At 72.2% G+C, this 13,940-nt stretch carries 15 protein-coding genes; 2 read left to right on the plus strand and 13 right to left on the minus strand.

The features are described from left to right. Window position 1: 1 nt before the first annotated feature. The 7 genes from ASC82_RS16885 to ASC82_RS16915 form a co-directional block, all read right to left on the minus strand. Window positions 2–400 carry an OB-fold nucleic acid binding domain-containing protein gene (locus tag ASC82_RS16885; protein ID WP_079039299.1) on the minus strand — a complete coding sequence of 133 codons (399 nt, stop codon included), beginning with the start codon at window positions 398–400 and terminating at the stop codon, window positions 2–4. Window positions 401–458: 58 nt separating this feature from the next. Then, window positions 459–1,145, minus strand: a complete 687-nt coding sequence (locus ASC82_RS16890) for a response regulator (RefSeq protein WP_024758518.1) — start codon at window positions 1,143–1,145, stop codon at window positions 459–461. 234 nt (window positions 1,146–1,379) lie between these two features. After that, entirely contained in the window at window positions 1,380–3,926 is a 2,547-nt protein-coding gene (locus tag ASC82_RS16895) for a sensor histidine kinase KdpD (protein WP_056648205.1), read from the minus strand. A gap of 187 nt (window positions 3,927–4,113) precedes the next feature. Further along, window positions 4,114–4,866, minus strand: a complete 753-nt coding sequence (locus tag ASC82_RS16900) for an ABC transporter ATP-binding protein (protein ID WP_056648209.1) — start codon at window positions 4,864–4,866, stop codon at window positions 4,114–4,116. A 144-nt stretch (window positions 4,867–5,010) separates the two neighbouring features. Next, complete coding sequence (locus ASC82_RS16905) at window positions 5,011–5,772, minus strand: DUF3710 domain-containing protein (RefSeq protein ID WP_056648211.1); 762 nt, start codon at window positions 5,770–5,772, stop codon at window positions 5,011–5,013. Between the two features lies 1 nt (window position 5,773). Next, window positions 5,774–6,286 carry a dUTP diphosphatase gene (gene dut, locus ASC82_RS16910; RefSeq protein WP_056648215.1) on the minus strand — a complete coding sequence of 171 codons (513 nt, stop codon included), beginning with the start codon at window positions 6,284–6,286 and terminating at the stop codon, window positions 5,774–5,776. Beyond that, the gene (locus ASC82_RS16915) at window positions 6,286–6,870 is read right to left on the minus strand and encodes a PaaI family thioesterase (RefSeq protein ID WP_024758523.1); all 585 of its coding nucleotides are present in this window, start codon (window positions 6,868–6,870) and stop codon (window positions 6,286–6,288) included. Before ASC82_RS16915 ends, dut begins: the two co-directional genes overlap by 1 nt. A 58-nt stretch (window positions 6,871–6,928) precedes the next feature. On the opposite strand from ASC82_RS16915, the gene ASC82_RS16920 reads away from it, so the two are divergent. Beyond that, window positions 6,929–7,498 carry a DUF3093 domain-containing protein gene (locus ASC82_RS16920; protein ID WP_242427677.1) on the plus strand — a complete coding sequence of 190 codons (570 nt, stop codon included), beginning with the start codon at window positions 6,929–6,931 and terminating at the stop codon, window positions 7,496–7,498. 70 nt (window positions 7,499–7,568) lie between these two features. Here the strand turns inward: ASC82_RS16920 and ASC82_RS16925 are convergent, their stop codons facing one another. The 4 genes from ASC82_RS16925 to ASC82_RS16940 form a co-directional block, all read right to left on the minus strand. Continuing rightward, window positions 7,569–8,657, minus strand: coding sequence for a hypothetical protein (locus ASC82_RS16925; protein ID WP_056648218.1), 1,089 nt, complete (start codon window positions 8,655–8,657; stop codon window positions 7,569–7,571). Between the two features lie 12 nt (window positions 8,658–8,669). Further along, window positions 8,670–8,966 (minus strand): DUF4193 domain-containing protein, encoded by a 297-nt coding sequence (locus ASC82_RS16930; protein WP_003955561.1) that lies wholly within the window; start codon window positions 8,964–8,966, stop codon window positions 8,670–8,672. 395 nt (window positions 8,967–9,361) lie between these two features. Beyond that, the gene (locus tag ASC82_RS16935; RefSeq protein ID WP_056648220.1) at window positions 9,362–10,600 is read right to left on the minus strand and encodes a HAMP domain-containing sensor histidine kinase; all 1,239 of its coding nucleotides are present in this window, start codon (window positions 10,598–10,600) and stop codon (window positions 9,362–9,364) included. Between the two features lie 5 nt (window positions 10,601–10,605). Continuing rightward, entirely contained in the window at window positions 10,606–11,259 is a 654-nt protein-coding gene (locus tag ASC82_RS16940; RefSeq protein ID WP_024758527.1) for a response regulator transcription factor, read from the minus strand. A 384-nt stretch (window positions 11,260–11,643) separates the two neighbouring features. Here ASC82_RS16940 and ASC82_RS30645 point away from each other — a divergent pair, with 384 nt between their 5' ends. Continuing rightward, a complete protein-coding gene (locus tag ASC82_RS30645; RefSeq protein ID WP_199862547.1) occupies window positions 11,644–11,820 on the plus strand; it encodes a hypothetical protein in 177 nt (58 codons plus the stop codon). Window positions 11,821–11,907: 87 nt separating this feature from the next. Here the strand turns inward: ASC82_RS30645 and ASC82_RS16945 are convergent, their stop codons facing one another. Continuing rightward, entirely contained in the window at window positions 11,908–12,708 is an 801-nt protein-coding gene (locus tag ASC82_RS16945; RefSeq protein ID WP_056648223.1) for an inositol monophosphatase family protein, read from the minus strand. Between the two features lie 9 nt (window positions 12,709–12,717). Beyond that, window positions 12,718–13,845, minus strand: coding sequence for a ferrochelatase (locus ASC82_RS16950; protein ID WP_056648225.1), 1,128 nt, complete (start codon window positions 13,843–13,845; stop codon window positions 12,718–12,720). Window positions 13,846–13,940 lie beyond the last annotated feature (95 nt).

Here is a 13,940-nt window from a genome sequence, read left to right on the forward strand (position 1 = left end):
GCTACTCCTGTCCGAGCGGTCGGAGCTCGTATTTGGGGTTGAAGAGGACCCGCCGGCCGTGGCTCATGGAGATCCGGCCGGAGGCGATCAGCTTGCGGCCCGGTTCGATGCCCACGATGGAGCGGCGGCCCAGCCAGACGACGTCCAGCGGTGCCGTGCCGTCGAAGAGCTCGGCCTCCAGCGCGGGCACACCGGCCCGGGGACGCAGCGTGACCGTGCGCAAGGTACCAGTCACCTTGACTATCTGGCGGTCGGAGCAGTCGCAGATGCGGGTGCACCCCGTGGCTTCGGCGTCCTCCTGGAGCTCCACCGACTCCAGGTCCTCCGGGGTGGAGGAGAGCCGGTCGAGCATCCGGCGGAACCTACCGGCCGGCTTCTCTGTACGCGGTGCAGCACTCATACAGAAAGCGTACCGGCCCCCACCGCCACCAGGACCGGCCGCATACACGACTCTCGCATCAGCGTTCGAAGCGGTAACCCATGCCCGGTTCGGTGACGAAATGGCGGGGGTGCGAGGGGTCGGCCTCCAGCTTGCGCCGCAGCTGCGCCATGTACACGCGGAGGTAGTTGGTCTCCGTGCCGTACGAGGGACCCCAGACCTCCTGGAGCAGCTGCTTCTGGCTGACGAGCCGCCCGCCGTTGCGGACGAGGACCTCCAGGAGGTGCCACTCGGTGGGGGTGAGCCGGACGTCCCGGCCGTCGCGGTGGACCTTCTTCGCCGCGAGGTCGACGGTGAAGCCCTCGGTCTCGACGACCACGACGCCGTCCTCGGCACCGCCGACCGGCTCGGCGCGGCGGACGGCCGCGCGCAGCCGCGCGAGCAGCTCGTCCATGCCGAAGGGCTTGGTGACGTAGTCGTCGGCGCCGGCGTCGAGCGCCTCGACCTTCTCGTCGGAGGTCTGGCGGGCGGAGAGGACCAGGATCGGGACCCTCGTCCAGCCGCGCAGGCCCTTGATGACCTCGACGCCGTCCATGTCGGGCAGACCGAGGTCGAGGACGACGACGTCGGGGTGGCGCTCGGCGGCCAGCCGGAGGGCGGTGGCGCCGTCGGGTGCGGCGTCGACCTCGTACTTCCGCGCCTTGAGGTTGATCACCAGGGCGCGGACGATCTGTGGCTCGTCGTCGACCACGAGGACCCGGGTCATGGAGGGGGACCTACCTTCTTCGGCGCCCGTCGCGGGCGGCTTGGCTGATGGCGGTGCGGTGGGCTGATGGGCTGAGCGGTAAGGAGCGGAGTCGGTACGGGAGCGGAATCGGTACGAGAGCGGAATCGGTACGAGAGCGGGGTCGGTACGAGAGCGGAGTCGGTACGAGAGCAGAAGCTGTACGAGAGCGGGCCCGGCACCGCGGCGGACGCGGGACGAGAGCCGGCGCGGGGTTCAGCTCACGGCATGCGCCGGAAGCTCCACGACCTGCCCCGGGGGCCCGCCCCGCACGGCCCTGAGGGTGAGGACCATGGTCAGGCCGCCGCCCGGGGTGTCCTCGGCGGAGAGGGTGCCGCCCATGGCCTCGACGAAGCCGCGGGCGACCGCGAGGCCGAGGCCCACGCCGGCGCCGCGGGGCGCGTCGCCGAAGCGCTGGAACGGCTCGAAGATGCCGTCCTTGCCTTCGTCGGGGACTCCGGGGCCGCGATCCACGACGCGCAGTTCGACGCGCTCCCCCAGGGTGCTGGCCGCGACCGAGACGGGCGCGCCGCCGGGGCTGTACTTCACGGCGTTCTCGACGATGTTGGCGACGGCCCGCTCCAGCAGGCCCTTGTCGACCTCGACCATCGGCAGCGTCTCGGGGATGTCGAGCTCGGCGCTGCCGTCGGGCACTCCCCCGAGGGCCATCGGGACGACCTCGTCGAGGTCCACGGCGCGGATCAGCGGCCTGACGGTGCCGGTCTGGAGGCGGGACATGTCGAGGAGGTTGCCGATGAGGTGGTCGAGGCGGTCGGCGCCCGCCTCGATGCCTTCGAGGAGCTCGGCGCGGTCCTCCTCGGACCAGTCGACGTCGTCGGAGCGGAGCGAGGTGACGGAGGCCTTGATGCTCGCGAGCGGGGTCCGCAGGTCGTGGCTGACGGCGGCGAGCAGGGACGTACGGATCTTGTTGCCCTCGGCGAGCTTCCTGGCCTCCTCCGCCTCTCCGACGAGCCGCTGCCGGTCGAGGACGACCGCGGCCTGGGCGGCGAAGGCGCCGAGGACGCGCCGGTCCTCGGCGGGCAGGACGCGGCCGGTCAGCGCGAGGGCCAGGTGGTCGCCGACCGGCATGTCCACGTCGGCGTCCTCGGGCCGAGCGACCGGGTGGGGGCCCACGCTCGCCGCCCGGGTCCACGGCTCGGCCCCGTCCGTCCGCTCGAGAAGGGTCACCGACTCCATCGAGAAGGTCTCGCGGACCCGTTCGAGGAGAGCGTCCAGGCTGGTCTCGCCGCGCAGCACGCTGCCCGCGAGGTACGAGAGCACCTCGGACTCGGCGCGGAGCCTGGCCGCCTGGTGGGTGCGCCGGGCGGCCAGGTCCACCACGGAGGCGACCGCCATCGCGACGCCGAGGAAGACGGCGAGGGCGACGATGTTCTTGGGGTCGGCGATGGTGATGCGGTGGACGGGCGGGGTGAAGAACCAGTTCAGGAGGAGGGATCCGACGGCCGCCGAGGCGAGCGCGGGCAGGAACCCGCCGAGCATCGCGGCGGCGACGGTCAGCGCGAGGAAGAGCAGCATGTCGTTGGCGAGGCCGAGGTCGGCGTCGACGTTCGTGAGGAGCAGGGCCAGGGCGATGGGCCCCGCGACGCCGACCAGCCAGCCGCCGAGGATCCGGGACCGTCCGAGCCGCGCCCCGCGTGCGACGGGCAGCCCGCGCCCCTTGGCGACCTCGCCGTGGGTGACGATGTGGACGTCGAGGTCGGTGCCGGAGTCACGGGCGACGGTCTGGCCGACGCCGGGGCCGAACACGTACTGCCAGGTGCGGCGCCGACTGGAGCCGAGGACGATCTGCGTGGCGTTGACCCCGCGGGCGAATTCCAGGAGCGCGGAGGGGATGTCGTCGCCGATGACGTGGTGGAACGTTCCGCCGAGGTCTTCGACGAGGGTCCGCTGGACGGCGAGTTCCTTCGGCGACGCGGCGGTCAAGCCGTCGCTGCGGGCGATGTAGACGGCGAGGACCTCGCCGCCCGCGCCCTTCTCGGCCAGCCGGGTGGCCCGGCGTATCAGCGTGCGGCCCTCGGGGCCGCCGGTGAGGCCGACGACGATGCGCTCCCGGGCCTGCCAGGTGGAGCGGATGTTGTGCTCGCCCCGGTACTCCTGGAGGTACTCGTCGACCCGGTCGGCCGTCCACAGCAGCGCGAGCTCGCGCAGGGCGGTGAGGTTGCCGGGGCGGAAGTAGTTGGAGAGGGCCGCGTCGACCTTGTCTGACGTGTAGATGTTGCCGTGGGCCATGCGGCGGCGCAGGGCCTGGGGCGACATGTCGACCAGCTCGATCTGGTCGGCGCGGCGGACGATCTCGTCGGGGACGGTCTCCTTCTGCCGTACGCCGGTGATCGACTCGACGACGTCGCCCAGCGACTCCAGGTGCTGGATGTTGACCGTCGACACGACGTCGATGCCGGCCGCGAGGAGCTCGGCGACGTCCTGCCAGCGCTTGGGGTTCCGGGAGCCGGGGACGTTCGTGTGGGCGAGCTCGTCGACGAGCGCGACGGCCGGCTTCCTGGCCAGGACCGCGTCGACGTCCATCTCGGTGAAGGTGGTGCCCCGGTAGTCCAGGGTCCGGCGCGGCACCTGCTCCAGGCCGTGCAGCATCACCTCCGTGCGCGGCCGTCCGTGGTGCTCCACGAAGGCCACGACGCAGTCCGTACCGCGCTCGACCCGTCGGTGTCCCTCGGAGAGCATCGCGTACGTCTTGCCGACGCCCGGCGCAGCGCCGAGGTAGATCCGAAGCTTGCCGCGTCCCATGGCACGACCATACGTCCAGCCAATCGGACATTCCGCACGCGGACGGAGGCCCCCGTGCGGTCTTGACGTGATTCTGATGTCCGGACGGGCTCGAACCGGGCGGCCGGACGCCCGGACGCTCGGGCGGCCGGTCAAGCCGCCCGGGCGCTCAGGCCGTCGCGAGTGGTCCGTGCTCGGTGCTCGGCTCTCAGTGCTCGACGATCTCGCCGTCGCTGAGTTCCAGGACCCGGTCCGCCAGGCCCAGGAGCTGGGGGTCGTGCGTGGCGACCAGGGCCGTGCAGCCCTCGCTGCGCACCACGGCGCGCAGCAGCTCCATGACGGCGAGCCCGGTCTCCGCGTCCAGCTGGCCGGTCGGCTCGTCGGCGATCAGCAGGGCCGGCTTGTTGGCGAGGGCGCGGGCGATCGCGACCCGCTGCTGCTGGCCGCCGGAGAGCTCGCCGGGCCGCTGGGCCGCGTGGTCGGCGAGGCCCACGAGCGAGAGCATCAGCGCGACCCGATCCTCGCGCTCCTTGGGGTCGGCCTTCCGCAGCCGGAGGGGTACGCCCACGTTCTCGGCCGCGGAGAGGATCGGGAGGAGTCCGAAGGACTGGAAGATGAAGCCGATCCGGTCGCGGCGCAGCTCCAGGAGCCCGTTCTCACCGAGCGTGGAGAGGTCGGTGCCGTCGATGACGATCCGGCCCCCGTCGGCGCTGTCCAGTCCGCCCACGAGGTTCAGCAGGGTGGTCTTGCCGGAGCCCGAGCGCCCCTTGAGGGCGACGAGCTCGCCGCGCGGGATGTCGAAGGAGACCCCGCGCAGGGCGTGGACGGCGGCCTCGCCCGTGCCGTACGAGCGCCGGAGGTCCTCGACCCGGACCATCGGCAGTCCGGCCGGGTCCTCGATGACGGCCGTTCCGGATCGCGTGCTGCTCTCACTCACCGTGTGCTCCCCCTCCTCGAACATGTGCGCCCGCCAGTATGGTCCGCCGCCGTGCCCAAGGGCCAGAGCCCGCACGCGTACGGAGGGGAAAACGGCCGGTGGGCCGCTCCCCGTACGTTTCGTACGGGGAGCGGCCCACCGCTCGTGTCTCGATTCCTCGATCGCGGCTCAGCGGATCTCGGAGACCTCCGGGCCGCGCTGGAGCTGGCCCATGCCGCCGGAGAAGCGCGAGTTCGCCTGCTCCTCCTGCTGGACACCGTCCGGCACCATCTGCGCGTCGTTCGGCAGCTTCAGGACGATCGGGTCGCGCGGGGCCATCGGGCCGTCGCCGCGGACGACCACGGTGTCCCGCACGATCTGCTCCAGGAGCCCGGCAGCCTCCGGCTGCACCGCGCCCTGCCCGGAGATCACTCCGCGCAGGAACCAGCGGGGCCCGTCGACGCCCACGAAGCGCACGAGCTGCACGCCGCGGTTGCCGTCCGGCAGCTGTACGGGCACCTGGGCCCGCAGCTCCCAGCCGAGGGGACCCTCGACCTCGTCGATGACTCCACCCTGCTGGACGATGCCCGTGGCGATCTCGTCACGGACCTCGCCCCAGATGCCCTCGTTCTTCGGGGCGGCGAAGGCCTGCAGCTGGACGGCACTGTCGCGCAGGACGACGGTGGCCGCGACGATCGCGTCGCCCGCCACCTCGACCCGCAGCTCCATGCCCTCGACTCCGGGCACGAAGACGCCCCCGAGGTCGACACGGCCGTCCTCCGGCGTGGTGACCTCGGAGATGTCCCACGGTCCGTCGGGCCGGGGCGCCGGCGGAAGGTTCACCCGACGCGGCGCGTCGGCCGCGCCGTCGGTGCCGACCTCGTCGACGACCTGCTCGGCCTCGCCCGCTGCGTCCTCAGCGGCACCGCTCTTCTTGCGACGTCCGAACACGTCACTGTCCTTCCCGGTCGGATACGACCGAAGCGTATCGATTCCCACCCGTTGAGCCGTCCACGGCGGCATGGCCGCCGGTGGACCCGAAGCCCCCCTCGGCCCGCGCCGAGCCGGGAAGCTCCGCCACCTCGTGGAAGCGAACCTTCTCGACCTGCTGGACGACCAGTTGGGCAATCCGGTCGAACCGCTCGAACCGCACGCTCTCGCGCGGGTCGAGATTGACCACGATCACTTTGATCTCTCCACGGTACCCGGCATCCACCGTCCCCGGGGCATTCACGAGCGCGACTCCGCAGCGAGCGGCCAGGCCGGAGCGCGGGTGCACGAAGGCCGCGTACCCGTCGGGCAGGGCGATGGAGACGCCGGTGGGCAGCACGGCGCGGTCCCCGGGGGCGAGAACGGCGGCCTCGGTGGTCACGAGGTCGGCGCCGGCGTCGCCGGGGTGCCCGTAGGCGGGGATCGGCACCTCCGGGTCCACTCGCCGGATCAGTACGTCGACAGGGTTGCGCATCAGGGGTTCACCTCGAAGGCGCGGGCGCGCCTCACCTGGTCGGGGTCGGACATGGCGGCCTGGATCTCCTCCGGCCGGCCGTTGTCGATGAAGTGGTCGACCTTGACCTCGACGAAGAGGGCGTCGGCGCGGACGGCGACGGGGCCCTCGGGCCCGCCGATCCGGCCGACGGCGGTCGAGAAGATCTTGCGGCCGTGGACGGCGGTGACGGCGGCCTCCAGGTGGAGCACCGTGCCGACCGGGACGGGCCGGGCGAAGTCGGTCTCCAGCCTGCCGGTCACGGCGATGACCCGCAGCAGCCAGTTCAGGGAGCCGAGGGTCTCGTCGAGCGCGGTGGCGAGGACGCCGCCGTGCGCGAGGCCGGGGGCGCCCTGGTGGTCGGGGGTCACGGTGAACTCGGCGGTGACGGTCACGCCCTCGCCCGCGCGCGCCTCCAGGTGGAGGCCGTGGGGCTGCCCGCCGCCGCACCCGAAGCAGTACTCGTAGTGCGAACCGAGCAGCTCGCCGGGGGCCGGGGCGTCGGGGTGGCGTACCGGCGGTATGGCGTCGGCCGGCGGGGTGAGGGCGGCAGATGTTGCAGTCACAGGCGCAGACCTTACCCGCGCGGCCGGGCGCGGGTCGCGCCGTGCCAAGCTTGGACGCATGCAGCCTTCCGTGCCGTCCCCCGCCCCCTCCTCCGAGCCTTCGCCCGCGCCGTCCGCCGAGTCGCCCGTCGAGACGGCCGCCGCGTCGTCCCCGGTCGCGGCCTCGGCGCCGGCCGCGCCGCGCTTCGACGAGCGGCTGACGGCGCCCGGCTCGTGGTGGGTGATCGCGGGCCTGATCGGTCTGTCCGGCGGCCTGATCATGTTCCCGCTGGGCAACGTCCCGATGCTGGGCGGTCTGATCGTGGCGGCGGTGCTCGCCGGCGCCGCGGTCTCCTCGTACGGCTCGGCCCGGATCCGGGTGGTGGCCGGTTCGCTGGTGGCGGGCGACGCGCGGATCCCGGTCTCGGCGCTCGGCGCGGCGGAGGTGCTGGACGCGGAGGAGGCGCGCGCCTGGCGCACCCACAAGGCCGACCCGCGCGCCTTCATGCTGATGCGCAGCTATGTGCAGCGGGCCGTAAGGGTCGAGATCACGGACCCGGCGGACCCGACGCCGTACGTGTACCTGTCCAGCCGCGAGCCGGAGGCCCTGGTGGCGGCCCTGGAGTCCGTACGCGCCGAGGCGGCCTGATCCGGCGCCGCCCCGGGCCGGGTTCTCGTCCGGCCCGGAGGTGGGCTGTTCCGGCCCAGGGGACGGGCGGCTAGAAGCCGAGCTCCTTGGGATTCTCGGGCTGCTCCAGGGGAGGCAGCTCCGGGAGGGCGTTCCACGGGATCTGCCGGGCGCGGAGGTCCTTGCGGATGTGCGCGGCGAGCTTCTTGGTGTCGCGCCGGTTCATGACCGCGCCGACGGCGGCGCCGACCATGAAGGGCATGAGGTTCGGCAGGTTGCGCACCATGCGCTTCATGATCTGCTGGCGCAGTTCGCGCTTGAGCTGCCCGCCGAGCGCCGCGTTCACGGTGGTGGGCTTGGTGGGGTCGATGCCCCGCTCCTCGGCCCAGGAGGTCAGATAGGCCGTCGAGCGCTGGGCGAGCCCGCCCGGCGGGCGCAGTCCGTACACCTCGTGCAGTTCGGCGATGAGTTTGAGTTCCACGGCGGCGACGCCGGTGATCTCGGCCGCCAGTTCGGCGGGCATGGCCGGGGGTACGGGAAGCATGGCGGCGGCGCCGACGCCCGCTCCGACGGTCGAGCTCGCGTTCGCCGCGCCCGTGACGAGCTTGTCGGCGATCTGCTCGGGACCGAGCCCGGGGAAGTGTCTGCGCAGGGTCGCCAGGTCGCGGACCGGGATCCGCGGGGCGAGGTCGATGAGCCGGTCGGCCAGATAGCCGATGCCGGCCTTGGCGCTGTCACCTCCGCGCTTCACGCCGTCCTTGACGCTGCGCGTGACACCGCGCCGGACGGCGTCGATCCGTTCGGTGTCGATCTTTATCCTGTCGAGCTGGGCCCGCGCGGGGTCGGCCAGCCGCCTGACGGCGTCCAGCCGTCCGTGGCGTGCTTCGCCCCGGCCCTCGCGCAGCTCCGCGGGGAGCCGCGCCGCGTCCGGCCCGGCGCCCTCGCCGGCGCCCGGCTCGACGCGCGAACCGGTTGCCGCCTCGATGTCCGCGACGACTGCTTCGAGCGAGGCCGAACGGCCCCGCCCGTCGTCACGTGCGCCGAGGGAGGGCAGGGGGGCGGCGGGCTCGGCGTCAGGGGCCTCCTGGGCACCCTCTACCGGGCTTGTGCCGCCCTTGTACGTCTCCGAGCTCCCAGGGAGCCGGAGACGCCGCTTCCGGGACGGTGTCTCGCCTGCCACGGCCGAGCGGCCTCAGTCGCAGTCGCGGCAGATCGGCTGGCCGTTCTTCTCCCGTGCCAGCTGGCTGCGGTGGTGCACGAGGAAGCAGCTCATGCACGTGAACTCGTCGGCCTGCTTGGGCAGGACCCGGACGGCCAGCTCCTCGTTCGAGAGGTCGGCCCCGGGCAGTTCCAGGCCTTCGGCGGCCTCGAACTCGTCGACGTCGACCGTCGAGGTCGACTTGTCGTTCCGGCGGGCCTTCAGTTCTTCAAGGCTGTCCGAGTCGACGTCGTCGTCGGTCTTGCGTGGGGTGTCGTAATCCGTTGCCATGTCGCTCTCCCCCTCTGGGTAGTTGCGGTGTCTCCAGCGCACGTAACGCGTGAGAGGTCGGACTTGTGCCCGACCTGAGGCGGAGATTTTGCCTCACATCAAGGTCTGTTACTCAATCGACACCCGTCGCGCCCTCTCACGAGTGATCGGCTTCGGGTGGCGAACCGGACCGTACACGGTCCTCCGGGCGCCCTTCACAGGCGCCACCCCGTGTACTTCCCGTCATTCCGGGCCCCGGAAACCCGGACTTTTCCTGGTTTTCCGAGGGATTTCTCGGTCACGGAGAGTGGAGGTCCGGACACCCTCTCCTGTGATCGATCACACATGAGCGTCTCAGAATCGGGGCCAGAGAATTCCGCGCAAAGCGAACGGAACCGGTCGGCTTGTGCAGTGTGTCAGATCGGCAGAGTGACACGCATCACGAGACCACCGCCCTCGCGGGGCTCCGCGATGATACGGCCGCCGTGTGCGCGGGCCACGGACCGCGCGATCGACAGGCCGAGACCGACCCCCTTGTCGCTGCCGGTGCGCTCCTGCCGGAGCCGCCGGAACGGCTCGAAAAGGTTGTCGATCTCGTACGCGGGGACCACCGGTCCCGTGTTCGAGACGGCCAGGACCGCCTGACCGTGCTGGATGTCCGTGGTGACCTCCACCCAGCCTCCTTCCGGCACGTTGTACCGCACGGCGTTCTGGAGCAGGTTCAGGGCGATCCGCTCCAGCAGGACGCCGTTGCCCTGGACGACGGCCGGGGCGCGCTCGCCCCGGACCTCCACGCCCTTGGCCGTGGCCTCGGCGTGCGTCTGGTCGATCGCCCGGGAGGCGACCTCGGCGAGGTCGACCGCCTTGCGCTCGATGATCTGGTTGTCGCTCCGGGCGAGCAGCAGCAGGCCCTCCACGAGCTGCTCGCTGCGCTCGTTGGTGGCGAGCAGGGTCTTGCCGAGCTGTTGGAGCTCCACCGGTGCCCCGGGGTCCGAGAGGTGGACCTCCAGGAGCGTGCGGTTGATCGCGAGCGGGGTCCGCAGCTCGTGCGAGGCGTTCGCGACGAACCTCTGCTGGGCGGTGAAGGCCCGTTCCAGGCGCTCCAACATCTCGTCGAAGGTGTCGGCGAGCTCCTTGAGCTCGTCGTCGGGGCCGTCCAGCTCGATCCGGCGGGCCAGGTCGGAACCGGCCACCTGGCGCGCGGTGCGGGTGATCCGGCCCAGCGGCGAGAGCACGCGTCCCGCCATGGCGTAGCCGAAGGCGAAGGCGATGATGCTCAGGCCCAGAAGGGCGAAGAGCGAGCGGCGCAGGAGGTCTTCCAGGGCCCGGTCGCTCTGGTACCGCAGACAGACCGAGACGGCGTCGTTGAACTGCTCGCCGGTACCTGTGCTGGGCAGCCGGCACCAGGAGGTGGTGGGCAGCACCTCGCCCTTGACGATCTTGAACGGCAGCTGGGCCGCGCTCTCGCTCAGCGTCTGCGCCGTGAAGAGGTAGATGATCGACAGCAGCAGGATGCCGGCGATCAGGAACATCCCGCCGTACAGCAGCGTGAGCCGTATCCGGATGGTCGGACGCAGCAGCGGCCGGACGGGGTCCCGTGGGTCCCAGGTCGGTTTCGGCGGCGCCTGGGGGTGGGGCGCGGAGGTCGTCGGCATCGGGGTCAGATCCGGTACCCGGAGCCGGGCACGGTGACGATGACCGGGGGCTCGCCGAGCTTGCGGCGCAGGGTCATGACGGTGACGCGCACGACGTTGGTGAACGGGTCGGTGTTCTCGTCCCAGGCCTTCTCCAGGAGCTGCTCGGCCGAGACGACGGCGCCCTCGCTGCGCATGAGGACCTCCAGGACGGCGAACTCCTTCGGCGCGAGCTGGACCTCCTTGCCCTCGCGGAAGACCTCGCGGCGGTTCGGGTCGAGCTTGATGCCGGCGCGCTCCAGGACGGGCGGGAGCGGCACCGTGGTGCGCCGGCCGAGCGCGCGCACGCGGGCGGTGAGCTCGGTGAAGGCGAAGGGCTTGGGGAGGTAGTCGTCCGCGCCGAGCTCCAGGCCCTCGACGCGGTCGCTGACGTCGCCGGACGCGGTGAGCATCAGCACCCGCGTGGGCATGCCGAGCTCGACGATCTTGCGGCAGACGTCGTCGCCGTGGACGAGCGGGAGGTCGCGGTCGAGGACGACGACGTCGTAGTCGTTCACCCCGATGCGCTCCAGAGCCGCCGCTCCGTCGTACACGACGTCGACGGCCATGGCCTCCCGGCGCAGTCCGGTGGCCACCGCATCGGCGAGCAGTTGCTCGTCCTCGACGACGAGTACACGCACGTCGTAGTCCTTCCCTTGAGCCGCGGTCCGAAGGGGGACCCGCTGAAACCTGAGCACTGACTGTGCGTGTCCATCCTGCCCCTAACGCGCGTAAACCGGCTGTAAGACGGTGGTGCGGGGACCCGGGCGCGAGGGTGGTGCGGAGGGGGCGTGCGGTGGGGCGCGTGACTCCGGTCGGGGTGGCCCGCGAAGAATTCACCTGATTCGCGGGCCAGTTGAGGTTTCTGTGAGGAAGGGGGTGGGGAGGACGACTGCACACCCCGTGATCACGCCCTGTATGTGGCGCGCCACCTGCCACCCTCTGCTCCCCAGAGGCAGCAGTGTGTGATCCACCCACCCTCGGCACACCCCCGTGCCACCGGACCCACGACGAGGGGGCGCACGATGGACGCTTTCACCGCAGGCCTGCTGCACCGGATCAGGGCCGCACAGACCGACCTCACGCGTGCTCGTGAGACGGGCGACGACTTCCTCGCGGACGTCGAGCAGGCAGAGCTGGACGACCTGCACCGCCTGGCCGCCGAGCACGGCGTGGAGGTCGCCGCCGCGCCGGGCGTCTGACCCGGCCCGTACACGCGTCGAGGGCCCCGGAGCCGACCTGGCTCCGGGGCCCTCACGCACGTCCGGACGCACGTCCGGACGCACGTCCTAGTCGTGCCAGGCGCCGAGCTCCTCCAGGAGCTCCTGGAGGGGCGCGAAGACGCCTGGGGAGGCCGCCAGGGTCAGCTCGCCGGACTCCGGCTCCCCCGGTCGGCCGCCCGTCAGGGCGCCCGCCTCGCGGGCGATGAGCGCCCCCGCGGCGAGGTCCCAGGGGTTGAGGCCGCGCTCGTAGTACGCGTCGAGGCGGCCGGCCGCGACGTCGCAGAGGTCGATCGCGGCCGATCCGCCGCGGCGGATGTCGCGGACGCGCGGGATCACGCGCTGGGCGACGTCGGCCTGGTGGGCGCGGCGGGACTGCACGTATCCGAAGCCCGTGCCCACGAGGGCCTGGTCGAGCTCGGGCGAGGGGCGGGCGGCGAGCCGCCGCTCCCCGACGAACGCGCCGCCGCCGAGGACCGCCCGGTAGGTCTCGCCGCGCATCGGCGCCTCGACCACGCCGACCACGGTCTCGCCGTCCCGCTCGGCGGCGATGGAGACCGCCCAGGTGGGCAGGCCGTAGAGGTAGTTCACCGTGCCGTCGAGCGGGTCGATCACCCAGCGGACCCCGCTCGTCCCGGGGCTCGACGCGCCCTCCTCGCCGAGGAAGCCGTCCTGCGGGCGGTGCTCGGCGAGGAAGCCGGTGATCAGCTTCTCGGCGGCGATGTCCATCTCGGTGACCACGTCGATGGGGCTCGACTTGGTCTTCGCCACGGCCAGGTCGTCCGGCCGGCCGTCGCGCAGCAGCGCTCCGGCCCGCCGGGCGGCCTCCAGGCCGAGGTCGAGCAGTTCGGTGAGCAGGGGCTCGGTCATGCTGACTCCTTACGCGTACGGGCTGTCGGCTCCGGCCGCCGCGGGCCGCTCCGCCCTGGCCGGGCAGCAACCGATCGGACACAGGTCGTGGGAGGCCCCGAGCGCGCCCAGGGCGCACCGCTCCACCCGGGATCCGCGCTCGCTCGCCGCGCGCTCCAGGACGAGGTCGCGGACGGCCGCGGCGAAGCGCGGGTCGGATCCGACGGTCGCCGAGCGCCGGACGGGCAGGCCGAGCTCGGCCGCCTTGGCCGTGGCCTCCGTGTCGAGGTCGTAGAGGACCTCCATGTGGTCGGAGACGAAGCCGATCGGGACCATGACGGCCGCGGGCGCTCCGGCGCCGTGCAGCTCCTCCAGGTGGTCGCAGATGTCGGGCTCCAGCCACGGGATGTGCGGGGCGCCGCTGCGGGACTGGTAGACGAGCTTCCAGGGGCGGTCGACGCCGGTCGCCTCGCGGACGGCCTCGACGATCACCCGTGCCACGTCGAGGTGCTGCTTCACGTAGGCACCGCCCTCGCCGTGGTCGGCGACCGGGCCGGAGCTGTCGGCGGCGGAGTCGGGGATGGAGTGGGTGGTGAAGGCGAGATGGGCGCCGTCGCGCACGGAGGGGTCGAGTGCGGCGAGGGAGGCGAGGACGCCCTCGACCATGGGCTCGACGAAGCCGGGGTGGTTGAAGTAGTGCCGGAGCTTGTCGACGCGGGGCAGCGGGAGCCCCTCCGCCTCCAGGGTGGCGAGCGCGTCGGCGAGGTTCTCACGGTACTGGCGGCAGCCGGAGTAGGAGGCGTACGCGCTGGTGGTGAGGACGGCGATGTGGCGCCGGCCGTCGGTGATCATCTCGCGGAGGGTGTCGGTGAGGTACGGCGCCCAGTTCCGGTTTCCCCAGTAGACCGGGAGGCCGAGGCCGGCCTCCGCGAAGTCCGTCCGCAGCGCGTCGAGCAGCGCGCGGTTCTGGTCGTTGATCGGGCTGACGCCGCCGAAGAGGAAGTAGTGCTGCCCCACTTCCTTGAGCCGTTCCTTCGGAATGCCGCGGCCGCGCGTCACGTTCTCCAGGAACGGGACCACGTCGTCCGGGCCCTCGGGGCCGCCGAACGAGAGCAGCAGCAGGGCGTCGTACGGGGCGGGATCGTGCTGATCGGACATGGCACCGATCCTCCCACCCGCCTCCGGCGGTGGAGGGCGCGGCCCGACCGACGGCGTGCGCCGGGCGGCACTCGTCCTGAATCACGGTGCTCGTC

It is taken from the genome of Streptomyces sp. Root431 (assembly GCF_001426585.1).
In the GTDB taxonomy this organism is placed as follows: domain Bacteria; phylum Actinomycetota; class Actinomycetes; order Streptomycetales; family Streptomycetaceae; genus Streptomyces; species Streptomyces stackebrandtii.